The organism is Gelidibacter gilvus (assembly GCF_004115975.1).
Lineage (GTDB): Bacteria > Bacteroidota > Bacteroidia > Flavobacteriales > Flavobacteriaceae > Gelidibacter > Gelidibacter gilvus.
In genome coordinates, this window is the sequence record NZ_SDDZ01000016.1 from 49,952 (window position 1) to 67,751 (window position 17,800).

Here is a 17,800-nt window from a genome sequence, read left to right on the forward strand (position 1 = left end):
GCATCAATTATTAAAATTGATGCTTTGAAGTTTATTAATCCTTAATATTATTTTTGTGCTCCCGGAGGATATTTCTCCATGATTTTTGCAACAAATTCTTTGATACGTTCTTCTTTTTTATCCATGCGATCTGCCAAATATCCCACACCCATGCCTTGCCATACCAACTCTTTTTTATTGGCGTCAATCAGATCGACATATAGTGTGCCTTCTGTTGAAGTAGAAACTGAACTATATCCAGAGTTCCAATAATATGGGCTCCATCCCCAACCATAACCGTATGGTCCGTAACCGTAAGCGTTATTATAAACATTCACTTTGTCACGGGATTTTGTGAAAATGCTGACCAAGAGATCTGGATTTTCAGATTTCGTATAGCCTTTGGCCATAAGTTCACTTTCTATGGCTCTTAAAATACGACGTTTGTCAAGGTCACTAATTTCCGCCTTGTCAATGCCCGTTTTAAAAAAAGCAAAGGTTTTGAACTGGTTGAAATCTGCATTCTTGTCATAATCTGCCGCAACTTTTACTGAGCTACAGGAGGTTGCTACTACTAGGAGCAGAGCCATTGTTACTGTTGTTAATATTTTGTTCATAGCATTTTTATTTAGGTTATATAGAGTTCAATAAATCAGTGTCCACTAGGTTTGGAAGTGTGACTTTTAAATTTGGCTCAGCTTCCATAGCTCGCTTTATGGCAAATATTGCTTCATCATTCCTAGCCCAACTACGTCTTGAAATACCATTGTTAACATCCCAAAAAAGCATGGACTTTAGACGTCTTTCCGCGTCCTTACTACCATCAAGAACCATACCAAATCCACCATTAATAACCTCGCCCCAACCAACGCCACCGCCGTTGTGTATGCTTACCCAAGTGGCTCCTCTAAAACTATCGCCTATCACATTTTGGATGGCCATATCTGCGGTAAATCGAGATCCATCATAAATATTTGAAGTTTCCCGATAGGGGGAATCCGTACCTGAAACATCATGGTGATCGCGTCCTAAAACCACATAACCGATTTCACCTTTCGCAATGGCATCATTGAAAGCTTGAGCGATTTTTGTGCGTCCTTCAGCATCTGCATATAGGATTCTGGCCTGTGAGCCCACCACTAACTTATTCTCTTGTGCGCCTTTAATCCATTGAATGTTATCCGCCATTTGTTGCTGGATTTCTTCAGGAGAATTGGTCTTTATATCTTCTAAAACCTTACAAGCTATTTCATCGGTTTTGGCTAAATCTTCGGGCTTTCCTGAGGTGCAAACCCAGCGGAATGGTCCAAAGCCAAAATCAAAACACATAGGTCCCATAATATCTTGCACATAACTTGGGAATTTAAATTCACGTCCTAAAGTGGAATTATCGGCCATTACATCGGCGCCTGCGCGTGACGCTTCCAATAGAAAAGCATTTCCATAATCGAAGAAATAAGTACCTTTCTCAGTATGTTTATTTATTGCTCTCGCATGACGACGCAAGGTTTCCTGAACTTTTTCCTTGAAGAGCTTCGGATTGTTCGCCATCATCTCGTTGGCATCTTCAAAAGAGATATCAACAGGATAATAGCCTCCCGCCCAAGGGTTATGTAATGAGGTTTGGTCACTGCCTAAATCGATATGGATTTGCTCTTGATCAAATTTCTCCCAGACATCAACGATATTCCCCAAATAGGCAATAGAAACGGTTTCCTGATCTGCTTTCGCTTGTTTTACTCTATGCACCAATTGATCTAAATCTGAAAATTTCTCATCAATCCAACCTTGATCTAACCTTACTTGTGTGATTTTTGGGTTGACTTCGGCACAAACCGTAATACAGCCGGCAATTGTTCCAGCTTTTGGTTGTGCACCAGACATGCCTCCCAAACCAGAGGTGACGAACAGGTTTCCTTTTGGCATTTTATTTATTTTTCGAAATCCGTTCAGAACAGTTATGGTAGTGCCGTGGACAATGCCTTGCGGACCGATATACATATAACTTCCAGCAGTCATCTGTCCGTATTGCGTAACGCCCAAAGCATTGAATTTCTCCCAGTCGTCGGGTTTTGAGTAATTCGGGATCATCATGCCATTTGTAACCACAACTCTTGGTGCTTCTTTATGACTTGGAAACAAGCCCATAGGATGTCCGGAGTACATGGTCAAGGTTTGTTCATCATTCATTTCCGCCAAATACTTCATGGTCAATCGGTACTGTGCCCAATTTGAAAACACAGCCCCATTGCCGCCATAAGTAATGAGTTCATGTGGATGTTGCGCAACGGCATAATCTAAATTATTCTGAATCATCAGCATGATGGCCGCTGCTTGTTTTGATTTTGCAGGATAGTCATCTAACGGTCTGGCGTACATTTTGTAGTCCGGACGCAACCGGTACATATAAATTCTGCCGTAGGTCTCTAATTCATGTTTAAATTCTGGAAGTAATTCCGCGTGCTGACTTGGATCAAAATACCGTAAAGCATTTTGTAAGGCCAATTTTTTTTCTTCATCAGATAAAATGTCTTTGCGTTTTGGCGCATGATTGATGGCCTCATCATAAGGTTTTGCTGGGGGTAAAACGCTTGGGATGCCTTCTAAAATTTGATCTTTAAAAGAAATGGAAGTACTTTGCATTAGTTTTTCTTTAATTTATTTTTGCCAGTCCTGAGCTGGGTCGAAGGATCAAAACCATAAGGACAGTGTCTACAGCCACTTTCGCAACAATAACCACGCTTGAGTAAATATTGAGCAGTAAAACAGCGGTAACCTTCTGGGGTCAAATAATAATCGCCTTCTTCAAGAGGCACAATTTTCTTCATAGTATTACAAAGATAGTGTAAATTCGAGAAAAAATTCCGTGACTCAAGATCCAAGTTTTCAGACCCAAAATATAGATAGTCTCACGGTTTTTTAAACTCTATTCATGATATTAGTCTCAAAATATATCGTTCCTAAAGGGTTTACAGGTATTGCCCTGTTTCCTTTTGTGTTTGTAAAGCACGCTTACCTCAAACTTAATAAAGTTTTTGTAAACCATGAACGGATTCATCTGAAACAACAGTTAGAACTTTTAATCCTCCCTTTTTTTATCTGGTATGGTCTTGAATTTTTAGTGCGCTATGTTTATTTTAAGAATTGGCATGAGGCGTATCACAATATATCTTTTGAACGTGAGGCATATCAAAATGAAAATGACTTAGAATATCTTAAAAAACGTCCATTTTGGAACTTTTTGAAATATCTTTGAACCCATGAATTTTCAAGTACATCTTTCAAAAAACCAAAGCTTAAACTTAGGCTCAAATTATAAGCATCTTGTTAGTATCAAAAGGGAGGATCTCATCCATCCCTATATTTCAGGTAACAAATACCGTAAATTAAAATACAATTTGGCGCAAGCAAAAGCTGAAGGAAGTAATATCTTATTGACTTTTGGCGGTGCTTTTTCAAATCATATTGCTGCGGTTGCTGCGGTGGGAAAAGAATTGGGTTTCAAGACGATTGGTGTGATAAGAGGCGAGGAGTTGGTGGATAAAATAGAGGCTAATCACACCTTGAAATTCGCAAAAAATTGTGGCATGATGTTTAAATTTGTCACCCGAGAGGAATTTAGGAATAAAATTTCTGCAGAATTCATTAAGAATTTAAAAAGTGAGTTTGGCGATTTCTATTTAATTCCTGAAGGCGGCACCAATGATTTGGCCATTAAAGGCTGTGAGGAAATTTTGTTAGATGCAGATTCTGAATTTGATTATATCTGTTGTTCCGTCGGGACTGGAGGAACGATTTCTGGAATCATTAATGCCTCTAAACCACATCAGAAGATTCTGGGCTTTCCTGCATTAAAAGGTGATTTTTTGCAAGAAGAAATTAGTAAGTTTGCTGAAAATTCAAACTGGCAACTTATCACTGATTATCATTTTGGTGGCTATGCTAAAATAAATCCCGAATTAATCGGTTTTATGAATCAGTTTAAGAGCGCTCATAACATCCCGTTGGATCCTGTTTATACTGGGAAGTTGCTGTTTGGCGTAATGGATTTATTGAACCATGGGTTCTTTCCTGAGAAATCCAAAATACTGGTCATTCATACTGGTGGTTTACAGGGGATTTCTGGAATGAATGAACTATTGAGAAAAAAGAAATGGCCTTTAATTATTTAAATTATCTATGAAATTTAGTCTGAGATTATTAATGGTTTTGATACTGGCGTTGACCCTTGCAAGTTGTGGGGGAAAGAAACGTATTGTTACTAAAAAGAAACATGCTAAAGCAAAAACCGAACGGGTTGTTAGAGATGGACGTACTACCAGTCCATCAGATGATAAGTCTCGAGATGGGAGGCCTGTGGTGACGACTCCTAAGCCGTCCGGAAATTTAAATGTCAACGAAATCTATATTGCTACTTACAGTGAAATTGCCAAGAATAATATGCGAACGCACAAAATCCCTGCGAGTATCACTTTGGCACAAGGCATTTTAGAATCGGGTTCTGGAAGAGGGAGATTGGCTGTTGAGGGCAATAATCATTTTGGAATTAAATGTCATGGTTGGGCAGGTGATAAAATCCATCATGATGACGATGCCTCGCAAGAATGCTTTAGAAAATATAAATATGCCGAACAATCTTTTGAAGACCACTCTGAGTTTTTGACATCCCGCGGGCGTTATTCAAAATTATTTGAACTGGATCTTGATGATTATCAGGGTTGGGCAAAAGGCTTAAGAGCGGCAGGTTATGCTACCGATAGAAAATATCCAGATAAATTGATCACTTTGATTGAGCGATTTCAGTTATATAAATTTGACCAAGAAGTTCTAGGAACAACCACATCAAAACCGAGAAGAACAGAAGTTGCATCTCAAGTGACCCATAAGGTAGTTCAGGGAGATACGATGTATTCCCTTTCAAAACGCTATAATCTTTCCGTTAACGAATTACAAAAATTGAACGGAATGCGCAACAATGATTTACAAGTAGGTCAAATACTCATAATAAAAGCTAATTAGTTCATGTTATATCAACGCAGTAGTAGTTTATTTAAAGAAGCAGAGAAAGTTATTCCAGGTGGTGTCAACTCGCCAGTAAGAGCATTTGGAGCCGTAGGTGGCACCCCGATTTTTGCAAAATCGGCAAAAGGGGCCTATGTCCATGATGAAGACGGAAATACGTATATCGATTATATCAACTCATGGGGACCGATGATTCTTGGCCATGCTTTTGATCCAGTAGTGGATGCTGTTATTGAAAAGGCGAAACAAGGGACTTCGTTTGGAATGCCCACAGCCATAGAAACGGAGATTGCTGAATTGGCAATTTCTATGGTACCCAACATCGATAAGATAAGATTCGTAAATTCAGGAACTGAAGCTTGTATGAGCGCGGTAAGATTGGCACGAGGGTTTACCAAAAAGGATAAAATCATCAAATTTGCAGGGTGTTATCACGGACATAGTGATGCGTTTTTAATTGCTGCGGGTTCTGGTGCCATTACATTTGGCACACCAAATAGTCCAGGAGTGACACAAGGCACTGCAAAAGATACACTTTTAGCTAAATTCAATGATATTGCTAATGTAACCGAATTAGTGGAAGCGAACAAAGGTGAAATAGCCTGTATCATCATTGAACCCGTTGCAGGAAATATGGGCTGTATTCCGCCGAAAGATGATTTTTTACAGAAGTTAAGAACCTTATGTGATCAACATGATATACTGTTGATTTTTGATGAGGTCATGACCGGATTTAGATTGGCTGCAGGTGGCGCACAAGAGTTATATAGTGTCAATGCAGATATCGTTTGTTTTGGAAAAGTTATCGGTGGTGGCTTACCTGTTGGCGCTTTTGCCGCAAGAAATGAAATCATGGATTATTTGGCACCACTTGGTCCTGTTTATCAAGCAGGGACTTTAAGTGGTAATCCGTTGGCCATGGCTGCAGGATTGGCCATGTTGCAATATTTGAATAACGATAGAACGGTTTTTGACCGTTTAGCAGAGAAAACAGAATACTTGCATCACGGGATTGCGAAGGCGCTTCAAAACAACAATGTGAAGCATACCATCAATAGAATGGGGTCCATGATTTCTATCCATTTTGAAGAGCATGAGGTGTATGATTTTGAAACTGCTGCAAAGGCTAATAATGAGACCTTTAAACGTTTCTTTCATGGCATGCTTAAAGAAGGCATTTATATTGCTCCAAGTGCTTTTGAAACGTGGTTTATATCTGATGCCTTGAGTTATGAGGACTTGGATGCGACTATAAAAGCGGTTGAAATCGTCAGTAAAGATTTTTAAATCTCATTGGCGTATAGGTAAAAAAAAAGGGAATTTCTAATTAGAAACTCCCTTTTTTGTTTTTGTAAATTATGATTATAAATTACTGCTTTGCTTTTTGTTGAGGCATCCCATCTTTTTTATGCATGGAATGCATATGGTATTTTTTGCCATGACGGCTGCGTTCTTCGGTCATTTTACCCCATTTTTCATATTGTTCTGTAGATAAAATACCTTTCATTTTTTTCTTCATTTCAATTTGTTGGTCCAACCTGGCGTTTGCCATTTTAAAGCGCTCCTCTTTTGAAAACGTCTTAGTCTCTTCTTTGTCTTTAGATTTTAAATACGCTTCTTTTTTACTTTGTCTTAATTTTGCTTGTTCCAAAAGTAAAGCGGATACTTCATTTTGTTGTTTGGCGTCCAAATCGAGTTTTAATGTCAATTTCTTAGATTGGAGTTGCGCCATTTCTTCAGGAGAATAATCCATTTTGGAAGTCATGCGCTGTTTTTTCATTTCTCTTTTTTGGTCTTGTGCAGAAACCTGTAGTGTTGCAACTGCAATCAGAATCATTATTAGCTTTTTCATGTCTACTTGTTTTAAAGGTTTGTAGTAGTATGACTGACAATAGGATGAATAGTTTAAAACCTAAATAATTTAAAGTAGATTTGCTAGAGGATTCATGTCTATTAAACAAAGGATTACGATTAATAACCTAATGAATTGTCAACGTTTAAAAGCCTAAAACCTGAAATTTGAACTTTGAAAACTAAGTCTCATATCAAACAAAAACTTAAAAAAATGCTACTCGTTATAGTTACTTTATATATTATGATTGGAGCATCCTTATATTTTCTACAAGAGAGAATTCTTTTTATGCCAACGGTTTTACCGCAGGATTATCAATATGAATTCAATCATCCATTTGAGGAAGTGTTTTTGGAAACGGCCGATGATGCTGTGATTAATGCCCTTCATTTTAAAGCTGAACATTCCAAAGGGGTGATTTTCTATTTTCATGGCAATGCGGGCGATTTGTCCGGATGGGGAACCATTGCTGAGTTCTTTGTAAAAATGGACTACGATGTGTTTATTATGGATTATCGCAGCTATGGAAAAAGTACAGGGAAATTAAGTGAAGCCGTCTTTTACAAAGACGCCCAATATGGCTACAATTACTTAAAACAAAGCTATTCTGATTCTGAAATTACACTTTACGGAAGGTCATTGGGAACAGGAATTGCAGCCTATATCGCTTCTAAAAACCAAGTCAAATTACTGATTCTGGAAACTCCTTATTATAGTATGGTGGATATGGCTAAGTCGCGATTTTCATTTCTTCCGGTAAGATCTATATTGCAGTATAAATTTCCTACCAATGAATTTATCGTTTCTGTCGTATGTCCGATAGTTATTTTCCATGGTACGGATGACGGTATTGTGCCATTTAAATCTGGTAAGAAACTTTTCGGAATCTTGCCTAAATCACAAGCTACATTTTTTGAAATTGCAGGTGGAGGACATAATAACCTGATTGATTTTGAAGCCTACAGAAATGGTATTGAAAAGGTTTTGAAATAAAAAAATGCTTCAAGAACTTCCTGAAGCATTTTTTATATTTATTACTAATATAGAAGAGTTTAACTCTTCGGATTTAATATGGCATCAATCCGTTGTAGAGCGTCCGTTAAATGGATTCTACTCATGGTGTCATTTGTTCTGGCCAATCCAGATCTGATAGTGCCTTCTAAAGTTTTCAGTTCTGCTCTTGCGATGGCTCTGATATCTGATTGACTTACATCTACATTCGTTCTTGAAACAAAGCGTCTGAAATTTGCTGGGATCGGCGTTTGTTCTTTAGTCATTAAGTAGTTCATACGATCAATATAGCCACGTTGAAGGTTCCTTCTGTAAGTATCTATCGACTTCCCTGTGTTCAGCTCACTGAAAATACCTTTGCGTAAATCTTGCATCATGGCCAATAATCCATAAGCATCATTTCCGTTGATGGTTTCATTTTCACTCATACGTTGCATTCTTCCAAAATCAAGAATGTTATCAAGTGTTCTGGTCTGCGTGCTGCGGATACGCTCTAAGCTACCATCAAATTCAATTCTATTGAAAATATCATTGTCCAAAAGCCATTCTGGAGTTGTGAACAATTCTTTTTGAAGGAATTGCAACGCTTCTTTTTGTTTGGCTTTATCAACTGGTGTGTATACAGCGCCTTCTTGATCATAGGTTTTGTAAATTTCATAAACACCACCAATGTTCGCAGTAACGTGTCCCATATAACGGTTGTATTGGCCTAAAACTTCGCCATACATGGTTCCTAAATCGTCATAATCCTTCCCATCTTCTGCAGTCCATTTGATAAGGTTTGGAACGATGCGTTTTAAGTTGGCAATGCCGTAAGCACTCGCTTTCATGGCATCATCACCTAAATCTTCAGTTTGAGAGCTAGGGTCAATGACACCGCCACTTTGTTGTCTTCCAAAACGGTACATTGGATCTCCAGCATGCTTAAGAATCCAACTGTCTAAAGTTTTCTTTTCATCTTCTGGAGTAGCTGCATCCAAAATTGGACGGTAACCCCACTCAATAGCGTATTTATCATAAATACCAATGTTTGGCATTAAAGCAACACCTTCATCCCCTGGTTGTGCCACGTAATTGAAACGTGCGTAATCCATGATGGATGGTGCAGTTCCATACTTTTTAGTGAATTCTGGGTTACGTAAATCGTCCACTTTATAAGCTGCACTACTTCCCATATTATGAGGTAGACCTATGGTGTGCCCAACTTCGTGCGAAGACACAAAACGAATCAATCTTCCCATGATTTCATCCTTAAATCTCACACTCTGTGCTTCCGGATTGATGGCTGCTGTTTGTACAAAGAACCAATTGCGCAATAAGGTCATGACATTATGATACCAGTTGATATCACTTTCTAAAATCTCACCACTTCTTGGGTCACTTACGTGAGGACCATTGGCATTTGGGATAGGAGAGGCTAAATAGCGCACTACAGAATAACGAATATCCTCTGGGCTCCAATCTGGATCCTCTTCAACTGTTGGGGGATCTTTTGCGATAATAGCATTTTTAAATCCGGCGGCTTCAAAGGCCACTTGCCAGTCTTCAATACCTTGTTTGATATATTTACGCCATTGTTCAGGAGTCGCTCTATCTATATAATAGACAATCTGTTTTTTAGGCTCAACCAATTCGCCGCGCTTGAATTTCTCAATATCTTCATCCTTCACCTCAAGACGCCATCTGTCCAAATAGGTGACTCGTTTGCTTTCATGGGCATCCAATCCGTAATCTATTTGTCCGCTTGTAAACCAACCAACGCGTTGATCAAAAATTCTGCGTTTCATTGGTTCTTTTGGTAAAAGGACCATGGAGTTACTGAGTTCTATAGAAATAGCACCACTTGTCGCATTGGAAGGAGGTTCACTCGCATTGTAAGTTTTTACGTGGCGTGTTTCAATATTCAATGGGTAACTTTTTATACTTTCAATATACGAGAGATCCGTATCCAAACGTGTCACTTTATATTGTTTTCTGCTTCTATCAGGTAAACCTAAGGGTTTTACATCTTTATTGTATAAATCGGTGACATCAATTACCGTGGTCAACGAATCCTTGCCAAAAGCTTTTATAGGAAAGCTGAATAGAACAGGTTCAAAATTGGAATTCACAACCGCTTCATGTACAGGAAGAGTGTCACTGGCGACTACACTGTGAGAAACCATACGGAGTAATACTCTTTTATCCTTTTTTTGCCAACGCAAGACTTGCTCACCCTGTTTACCGCCACCAAAGCCTAAACCACTGGCTGTTTTGGCAATACGGGTTACCATGAGCATTTCACGTTCGAATAAAGAATCGGGAATTTCATAAAAATAGGCTTCATCTATTTTGTGGACGGTAAACAATCCTGGATCGCTTACAGCATCTTTGGTAATGACTTTGCTATACGGCTGGATGTCATTTTTTCCAGGTTTTTTTGCGGCATCCGAACTGGCGCTAACGGGAGTTGATGATTTGGATGCTTTCTTAGTAGTTGAACAAGACACAACAAAGAAGAGCGACGCCAAAAACATCACACTTAAGGAAAGTTTTTTCAAAATGTTAGGAGTTTTAAAATTTAAAAAGTGAAAATACGGAATACGTAACATTCATAGGGTATTGCAAAAAACTTTAATATTTATTTAACTATTGAAGTGAGCACTTTTTGGTATTAAAACGAGGGTTCCTAAAACGTGTTTATAAAGTTCTGAGAATTAAAACTTTGTAAATCTACTGTTAACGGAAAAAACTTCAATTTTGAGGATACCCTTCAAAAGTTAATCAACCGACTTTTCTATCTGAAAAAATAACCCACAAGCATGGCGTGATCAGATACCTTATAATAAAATTTCTGAAGTAAGATTGGGGTTAGCCTTTTGGCTGTATACATTTGATCAATTTCTAGTAAAGGAATGCCAAAAGGCCATGTCGCACTAAACCCTTGTCCATAATCATGAAAGCTTATATAATCGGTTTCAAAATTCCTGAAATGAACGCTTTCATAAGGCGTGTTGAAATCACCAACAATAAGATCTGAATTTCTTTCTGAAATTAACTCTAATACCGTTCCTAAAGTTTTTCGCTTATCCATTGTTGGACTTTGAAACGTATCGGTAAAAGCAAGTAATAATGGGCCATTATGTAGTTGCATCTCCACAAAATTTATGTCGTGGCTATATTCTTCAACTACATAAGTTATGTTTTTGATATGACCTTTAACACCAATCATCATGTCGCCTTGAAGTATTTGAAATTCGTAAGCAGGGAACTCTTTTGAGAACTGAAGAATATCTTTTTCGGATGCGTTTTCAGTTTCAGAAAGGGCGATGATGTCAGGCTGGATTTTTTTGATGTTTTCTGTAAGGATAGACATAGGAATTGTCGCTCTATTGGCGGCATTCCAGAATATAACTGAATTTGCATCATCAGGGATTTCAACCACCCGCGGAAAAACATAGGAATTGTTCAGCCAAATACCGGTGAGAGCTACAGTTAGCCAAATGAAAAAAATGAAGTATGTTTTTCGCCTGTAAAAGAAAATCGTAATAAGGCATCCAATTAAAATTATGATTGGAAGTGGAAAAGCATAAAAAAATATCTGAAGAGATTGAAAATGATCCTTTAAAATGAAATGGATTAATAATAAAAGAGCGTATGCAATCAATGCACACGCTCTAAATATTCTAAAAATTTTCATGGTGCTGTTAGATGGTATCCACAAATAAACCAGCTTCAGTTTTTTCCACTTTAGCCAACTTGTTTTTTGTCAAACCTTTTATGGTTACGTCCCATTTTTTGTTGCTCAATCCTGATTGGTCTTTTAGCATATTTAAATCCATCGGAGCGTTTGATTTTAGAATGCTTAGTACGGCTTTTTCTTCATCCGTCATGGCTACGGCTTTCTTTTCCGGTTTCATTTGAGGGAAGAACAATACTTCTTGTATGGATTGATTATTGGTTAAAAACATGATCAAACGGTCCATACCAATCCCCATTCCTGAAGTTGGAGGCATTCCGTATTCTAAGGCACGTAAGAAATCATAATCAATCATCTCAGTGGCTTCGTCATCTCCTTTTTGAGCCAATTCCATTTGATGTTCAAAACGTTCACGTTGGTCAATAGGGTCGTTCAATTCAGAATAAGCGTTCGCAATTTCCTTACCGCAGACCATCAACTCAAAACGCTCTGTGAGTTCTGGGTTTTCACGATGCTCTTTGCATAAAGGGCTCATTTCTTTTGGGTAATCTGTGATGAATGTCGGTTGGATATAATTGCCTTCGCACTTTTCACCAAAGATTTCATCTATCAATTTGCCTTTACCCATAGTATTATCTACAGCAATGCCCATATCTTGAGCTGCTTTTCTAATCTCATCTTCGGATTTTCCGGTGATATCAAAACCTGTAAAATGCTTAATGGAATCGGTCATCGTGACACGAGCATAAGGCGCTTTAAAGTCAATCTGATGTTCACCAAAAGTTGCTTCAGTTGTACCGTTTACGGCAATGGCGCAATGTTCCAGCAATTCCTCACAAAAGTGCATCATCCAATTGTAATCTTTGTAGGACACATAAATCTCCATCGCTGTAAACTCTGGGTTGTGTGTGCGGTCCATGCCTTCATTTCTGAAGTTTTTAGAGAACTCATAAACCCCATCAAATCCACCAACAATAAGACGTTTTAGGTAAAGTTCGTTGGCAATTCGCATGTATAACGGAATGTCCAAACTGTTGTGGTGCGTTACAAAAGGGCGTGCCGCTGCGCCGCCCGGAATGGGTTGCAAAACCGGAGTTTCCACCTCAAAGTAGCCAGCATCGTTGAAAAATTCACGCATGGCAGTGTATAGCTTGGTACGTTTTATAAATACCTTTTTAACGTTTGGGTTGACCACCAAATCGGCATAACGTTGTCTGTAACGCTGTTCAGGATCTGTAAAGGCGTCATATATTACACCGTCTTTTTCCTTCGGCAATGGCAACGGTTTTAAAGACTTGCTCAGTAAAGTGAAGTTTTTAACTTTTACCGTTTTTTCGCCAACTTGAGTAGTAAATAACTCACCTTCAATACCAATGAAATCACCAAAATCCAATAGTTTTTTAAATACCTCGTTGTATAAGGTTTTATCATCACCAGGACAAATTTCATCGCGGTTGAAATACACTTGGATTTTTCCTTCAGAATCTTGTATCTGGGCAAAACTTGCCTTTCCCTGAACTCTCATGGACATCAATCGGCCAGCAATAACTACCTTCTTGCCTTCTTCAAATTGCTCTTTTACCTGTTTGGAGGTGTGGTCCACAGGATATAAATCGGCTGGATACGGATTAATACCCATCTCACGTAATGTGACTAATTTTTCTCTTCTAATGAGTTCTTGTTCTGAAAGTTGCATGCTGATAAATTTTAATGTGCAAAATTACACTTTTTTGAAAAATAAACGGCCAAGTTTCAAGGATAGATTGGGTTTTTGATGGATTATTGAAGGAAAGCTTTTCTTTAAAGTTGAATTTCTAGGTTTTTGGAGTTGCCTTTCCCTATTTTAATGATTTTTGCACTATGTTCAGGTCATAAGAAGGCTTCTTTTTTAGGGAGGATAGTGTAACAAATTGAGCCTTGATACGTCATATATAGCACACCAACTTAACGGGAGGTTTATCAATCATCAAAAATCTTCAAAATCATGAGTATCTGGAGGGTCATTCTTTCTATTTTTTGTCCACCTTTAGCTGTCCTTGACCGAGGGTGTGGCTCTATCATTATTGTCTTTTTATTGTGGCTTTGTGGATGGGTTCCTGGAGTTATAGCGGCATTGGTCATTTTGAACAATCCAAAGCGGTAGTTTTTAGTTGGCAGTCCGCAGTCAGCAGTATTCAGTGAAAGTGTATAATACTTCATCGGGAAGTTGTCTTTAGGCATCCGTCTTCGAGCTATTTCTCCTTGGATCTCTGTGGTCCTCATGTGTAACTCTGTGAAACAACTTTTTTGACATCCCATTCCCTTCATCCATCCAAAATAGTTTAAATTTGTTGGCATGAATAAAATAGTTGAAGTTCAGGATTTAGGTCACAATGATTATAAAGCAACTTGGGATTATCAGGAAGGATTATTCAAGTCTGTTATAGATACGAAAATCAAGAACAGAAGAGAAGAGGCTAATTTAGAAACACAGAATTATTTTCTGTTTGTGGAGCATCCACATGTGTATACCTTGGGTAAAAGTGGCGATTTTTCACATCTTTTATTGAATGAAGAACAGCTCACCCAAAAAGGTGCCACCTTTTATAAAATAAATAGGGGAGGAGACATTACCTATCACGGTCCGGGACAAATTGTGGGCTACCCAATCCTTGATTTGGAGAACTTTTTTACGGATATTCATAAATATTTACGATTACTGGAAGAAATGATCATTTTGACCTTAATGGAATACGGACTTAAAGCCGAACGAAGTCCGGGAGAAACAGGTGTTTGGTTAGGTGTGGGAACGCCATTTGCACGGAAAATATGTGCTATGGGTGTCAGGGCAAGCAGATGGGTGACGATGCATGGATTTGCATTGAACGTAAATGCCGATTTAGGCTATTTTGATAATATCATTCCTTGTGGAATTAGGGGTAAAGCCGTTACAACCCTGAATGTGGAATTAGGTGTTGATAAGGTAGACGAATCCGAATTAAAGGCGAAACTCTTAAAGCATTTTATGAACCTGTTTGATGCCGTGCCTCGTCATAAAAAGAGCGTATTTTAAATATGGGACACCTCCAAAAGATCATTTTGATGGTTTTAATCGTGCCTTTGGCGCTGTTTCCTGGAGGACTAATTTCTTATATATTGATGTTTGAAGAACTGAAATTTGAAACATCAATGTGGATTCCAATTGCGATGACAGTTTTGGGAATTTGTAGTTTTATTTTTCATTTTAAAACCAAAGGATTTTATAAACTGCTGAAAAAGGAAAAGGATTTACCAAGTGTAGATCTGTTGTTTTGGATTCTTGATATCGCTTTTGGAATCGCTTACGTCCTGCTCTCTTTTTATTTTATCTACCTCGTGTACACGTTTCCAACTAAAAAAGGACCACTTATTTTATTGATAGTTATTGTACCAATGTTCATAGCAGGCGCGTGGACGGTTTTTGAAGCTTTCTATCTCAATAAGTTAATCCGAATCCATAAATATGCCCATCGACATTCTGAGATTGAAGATATTAAAGGAAATGCGACAGAATAGAGGAGTTTTCAGAAATTCGTTTTTTTTAAAGTCTAGAATCTTGAATTCTGAATTTTCAATCATCAATCATCAATCATCAATCGACAATCGTAAATCGTAAATCATCAATCCCTCTAGCTTTCCTCATTAAAAAACACCTTGTAATAGTGCATTTTCTTAACATCATCGTAGCCACGTTCCAAATATTCAGCGGAAGCATCAGGTGCGTCAACATCTAATTTGATCTGGATATTAGTGTCTAACTTAATTTCCGTTTTAATCTTCTGTTTTTGCTTTTTCAGGACACTTTCAGAAACATCAAACTGATTGCGGATGATGACGGCATGATCGGTTTCAAAGCCTTTTTTATAATCGTCAAAAAGCTCTTTATACTTGTCGTCATCAAAAACATCATCTTTGAAATTTTCGACGTTGATCACTTCATTTTCCTTGAAATAATCAACGGTCTTTGCTAAAAACGAACTTTTTTCCTGAAGTCCTAAACTTGGTTTTAATACGTCTTCAGAGAAATTTTTGCAGAGTTCAATGTAATTTTTAGTATGTTGGTTATAGTCATCTGGATACTTAATGTTGAGAAAGTGTTTTATCCAATATTGGGTGTCGTATGAATTGTTGTCAACGCTCAATATGATATTGCCCTCTGTGTCTGAAGTATTTAGAATGAGAACACCTTTGTCCACTTTCTTGGTAGGGATGCCCTTCTGGGTGATGAGGTCATAACTGTTATTTTCCAAATAAGTTTGGAAGAATTCTGCTCTATTTTCAATTTTAAAAATGCCAATTGCCTTGACGAACATGTCGTCATATTGAATGTCTTCAAAAATACAAACCAACACATCTCCAGTTTTTATTTGTGCAGAATTGCTCTGTTCAAACAAATGGGTGACCACGTGTTTTGAGATGTCTATAAAATTGCTTTCGTCAGCAAATAACTGGGTGGCGTAGGTGTTAATTTCGTTAAGGTTGATGTTAGAGTGGTGATTGAACCGGTAGCTCTCAACCAAACTGCCAAAAGGGCGAAGTAAATAGCCCAACATCAAGTCGTAGCTTATTTCGTCAAAGTCCAATTCCTGTTCGGAAAACGCGTTTTTAGTGCTGTTAAACTTATTGCCAACCTTATGGAGGATAGCTTTTGAAATGGAGGTTTTGGTACGTTTGATCATAACAGAAGATTTGCATTTTGGAGTCTGCAATACTACATAAAATTGACTGAAATTAAATGGAAAACGCCAAAGAAAATCCTTGGCGTTTAAAAAAATATGGAGATGTACTAAATGCTAAATTTTTATAAATTCAACACGTCTATTTTGGGCCTTTCCATCGGGAGTGGTGTTATCGGCAACTGGCACACCCGCGCCTTTTCCGTCCGTTTGAAGTCTGCCAGCAGGAATGTTGTAAAGATTGATCAAGGCATTTTTTACAGACTCTGCACGCTGTTTTGACAAGGCGATATTTGCATCACTATTGCCGTCAGCATCAGTATGACCAACAATATTGAGTTTTATATTTTCATCTTGTAGTAATACTTGCGAAATTTGTAAAACAATCCCCAGAGACTGTGGTTTTATATTAGCGGATCCAGAGTCGAAGAGAATGCCATTGGTAGAGATTTTGCCTTCAGACAATAATTTTCTGCGTAAGTCTTCACCACCATCTGCAACTCTAAGGTTAGTTATAAATATACGCTCTTGGCCTTCTTTAAGCCCAATCACATTGAATTTAAGATGCTTTAGAACGTTCAATTCCGCAACCATCCTTGGGATGTCCAAATATTTGGTTTCATTGATCCAAAGTCGGTAGCGATTTCTGGTGACTGCAATCGCGATATGAGGTTGATTGAGTAATGCTTCTCTTATATCTGCTGCAACTTGACTGTCGATACCGCCACTTTTACTTTTGAAAATATTAGTGGAGTGGATGCCATACGAATTATATTGACATAGTGATAATGAGCTTTGAATGTAATTGTCTGAGTATTTTTTTAAAACGTCTGAATCAGTTAAAGTGAATTGCAGGTAGGAACTGGAGGAAGTACCCTTATCCAAGCCCTGGGTTAGGATATCAAATTCTATAGTGTAATCTTCCGGAAGGTCTTTTACGTCGGGCATATAGAATACGGAATGCCCGGGTTTTAGTTCAAACCAATTGCCTTCAACATTATTTATTTTCACCACTTCACCTGATCCATTGGTATTCCATTTTGATGGGAAATCGCCTATGAAATCTTGTGAAAAATCATCATAAAACAACACCTTATCTCCAGGGACAAAATCGTATTTGCTGTACACTTCTAAATTGTCTGAAACATTATTTCTTACTGTCGCGGCAGAAGTTTTAGGGCCATCATCAGTTGTTGAAGATTGATTGTTAGGTGCGTTATTTGGATCGTTTGAAGGGCCTTTTTGTGGCGATGATTTTTGACTCGGTTCTAAAATGGAATCCATCATTTTACCGGTTTCCTTTTCTGTTTTCTGTTCTAGTTTTCGTTCCACGGTGCGTTCTGCACTTTTTTGTAATTTTTTCCATATTTGGGCATTTGCTGATGGCATCATAAAAAGACCAATAAGCGCCGTGCCGACGATGTTTTTAAATTTCAAAGAGATGTTCATTTCTATACAGTTTGAATTAATCGTTAAAATCAATTCTTAATATAGAGAATAACCACATCTCAACGATAGGAAACTGTATGGTTGGTAGTGCTTTATGTGTGGATGGTAGAAAAA

General features: G+C 38.0%; 17 protein-coding genes. 8 read left to right on the top strand and 9 right to left on the bottom strand.

Annotated features, from left to right (window positions below; translation table 11 throughout):
• Positions 1 to 47: 47 nt before the first annotated feature.
• The 3 genes from ESZ48_RS17285 to ESZ48_RS17295 are packed head-to-tail and all read right to left on the bottom strand — an operon-like array spanning position 48 to position 2,807.
• Complete coding sequence (locus tag ESZ48_RS17285) at positions 48 to 596, bottom strand: DUF4136 domain-containing protein (protein WP_129018755.1); 549 nt, start codon at positions 594 to 596, stop codon at positions 48 to 50.
• A 16-nt stretch (positions 597 to 612) separates the two neighbouring features.
• The gene (locus ESZ48_RS17290) at positions 613 to 2,607 is read right to left on the bottom strand and encodes a urocanate hydratase (protein ID WP_129018780.1); all 1,995 of its coding nucleotides are present in this window, start codon (positions 2,605 to 2,607) and stop codon (positions 613 to 615) included.
• A 14-nt stretch (positions 2,608 to 2,621) separates the two neighbouring features.
• Positions 2,622 to 2,807 carry a DUF5522 domain-containing protein gene (locus tag ESZ48_RS17295; RefSeq protein WP_129018756.1) on the bottom strand — a complete coding sequence of 62 codons (186 nt, stop codon included), beginning with the start codon at positions 2,805 to 2,807 and terminating at the stop codon, positions 2,622 to 2,624.
• 104 nt (positions 2,808 to 2,911) lie between these two features.
• Between ESZ48_RS17295 and ESZ48_RS17300 the strand changes: the two genes are divergently transcribed.
• The 4 genes from ESZ48_RS17300 to hemL are packed head-to-tail and all read left to right on the top strand — an operon-like array spanning position 2,912 to position 6,288.
• Positions 2,912 to 3,235: a hypothetical protein gene (locus tag ESZ48_RS17300; protein ID WP_129018757.1), complete on the top strand. Its 324-nt coding sequence runs from the start codon at positions 2,912 to 2,914 to the stop codon at positions 3,233 to 3,235.
• A gap of 4 nt (positions 3,236 to 3,239) precedes the next feature.
• A complete protein-coding gene (locus tag ESZ48_RS17305) occupies positions 3,240 to 4,151 on the top strand; it encodes a 1-aminocyclopropane-1-carboxylate deaminase/D-cysteine desulfhydrase (protein ID WP_129018758.1) in 912 nt (303 codons plus the stop codon).
• Positions 4,152 to 4,158: 7 nt separating this feature from the next.
• Positions 4,159 to 4,998, top strand: coding sequence for a glucosaminidase domain-containing protein (locus ESZ48_RS17310; RefSeq protein WP_129018759.1), 840 nt, complete (start codon positions 4,159 to 4,161; stop codon positions 4,996 to 4,998).
• Between the two features lie 3 nt (positions 4,999 to 5,001).
• Positions 5,002 to 6,288, top strand: a complete 1,287-nt coding sequence (gene hemL, locus ESZ48_RS17315; protein ID WP_129018760.1) for a glutamate-1-semialdehyde 2,1-aminomutase — start codon at positions 5,002 to 5,004, stop codon at positions 6,286 to 6,288.
• A gap of 82 nt (positions 6,289 to 6,370) precedes the next feature.
• Here the strand turns inward: hemL and ESZ48_RS17320 are convergent, their stop codons facing one another.
• Positions 6,371 to 6,853, bottom strand: a complete 483-nt coding sequence (locus tag ESZ48_RS17320; protein WP_129018761.1) for a hypothetical protein — start codon at positions 6,851 to 6,853, stop codon at positions 6,371 to 6,373.
• A gap of 213 nt (positions 6,854 to 7,066) precedes the next feature.
• On the opposite strand from ESZ48_RS17320, the gene ESZ48_RS17325 reads away from it, so the two are divergent.
• Complete coding sequence (locus ESZ48_RS17325; protein ID WP_129018762.1) at positions 7,067 to 7,846, top strand: alpha/beta hydrolase; 780 nt, start codon at positions 7,067 to 7,069, stop codon at positions 7,844 to 7,846.
• Positions 7,847 to 7,905: 59 nt separating this feature from the next.
• On the opposite strand, the gene ESZ48_RS17330 is transcribed toward ESZ48_RS17325, so the two are convergent.
• From ESZ48_RS17330 to lysS, 3 genes are all read right to left on the bottom strand, one after another.
• On the bottom strand, positions 7,906 to 10,380 hold the full coding sequence (locus ESZ48_RS17330) for a zinc-dependent metalloprotease (protein ID WP_129018781.1): 2,475 nt from the start codon (positions 10,378 to 10,380) through the stop codon (positions 7,906 to 7,908).
• A gap of 260 nt (positions 10,381 to 10,640) precedes the next feature.
• Positions 10,641 to 11,543 carry an endonuclease/exonuclease/phosphatase family protein gene (locus ESZ48_RS19815; RefSeq protein ID WP_129018763.1) on the bottom strand — a complete coding sequence of 301 codons (903 nt, stop codon included), beginning with the start codon at positions 11,541 to 11,543 and terminating at the stop codon, positions 10,641 to 10,643.
• Between the two features lie 7 nt (positions 11,544 to 11,550).
• Positions 11,551 to 13,239, bottom strand: coding sequence for a lysine--tRNA ligase (lysS, locus tag ESZ48_RS17340; RefSeq protein ID WP_129018764.1), 1,689 nt, complete (start codon positions 13,237 to 13,239; stop codon positions 11,551 to 11,553).
• A gap of 288 nt (positions 13,240 to 13,527) precedes the next feature.
• On the opposite strand from lysS, the gene ESZ48_RS17345 reads away from it, so the two are divergent.
• The 3 genes from ESZ48_RS17345 (at position 13,528) to ESZ48_RS17355 (ending at position 15,077) form a co-directional block, all read left to right on the top strand.
• Positions 13,528 to 13,686, top strand: a complete 159-nt coding sequence (locus ESZ48_RS17345) for a YqaE/Pmp3 family membrane protein (RefSeq protein ID WP_129018765.1) — start codon at positions 13,528 to 13,530, stop codon at positions 13,684 to 13,686.
• A gap of 192 nt (positions 13,687 to 13,878) precedes the next feature.
• Complete coding sequence (gene lipB, locus ESZ48_RS17350; RefSeq protein WP_129018766.1) at positions 13,879 to 14,595, top strand: lipoyl(octanoyl) transferase LipB; 717 nt, start codon at positions 13,879 to 13,881, stop codon at positions 14,593 to 14,595.
• A 2-nt stretch (positions 14,596 to 14,597) separates the two neighbouring features.
• Positions 14,598 to 15,077: a hypothetical protein gene (locus ESZ48_RS17355; RefSeq protein WP_129018767.1), complete on the top strand. Its 480-nt coding sequence runs from the start codon at positions 14,598 to 14,600 to the stop codon at positions 15,075 to 15,077.
• Between the two features lie 113 nt (positions 15,078 to 15,190).
• On the opposite strand, the gene ESZ48_RS17360 is transcribed toward ESZ48_RS17355, so the two are convergent.
• Together ESZ48_RS17360 and ESZ48_RS17365 are read right to left on the bottom strand one after the other, a co-directional pair.
• Positions 15,191 to 16,240, bottom strand: a complete 1,050-nt coding sequence (locus ESZ48_RS17360; protein ID WP_129018768.1) for a nucleoid-associated protein — start codon at positions 16,238 to 16,240, stop codon at positions 15,191 to 15,193.
• A 114-nt stretch (positions 16,241 to 16,354) separates the two neighbouring features.
• Positions 16,355 to 17,686, bottom strand: a complete 1,332-nt coding sequence (locus ESZ48_RS17365) for an OmpA family protein (protein ID WP_129018769.1) — start codon at positions 17,684 to 17,686, stop codon at positions 16,355 to 16,357.
• Between the last annotated feature and the right edge of the window lie 114 nt (positions 17,687 to 17,800).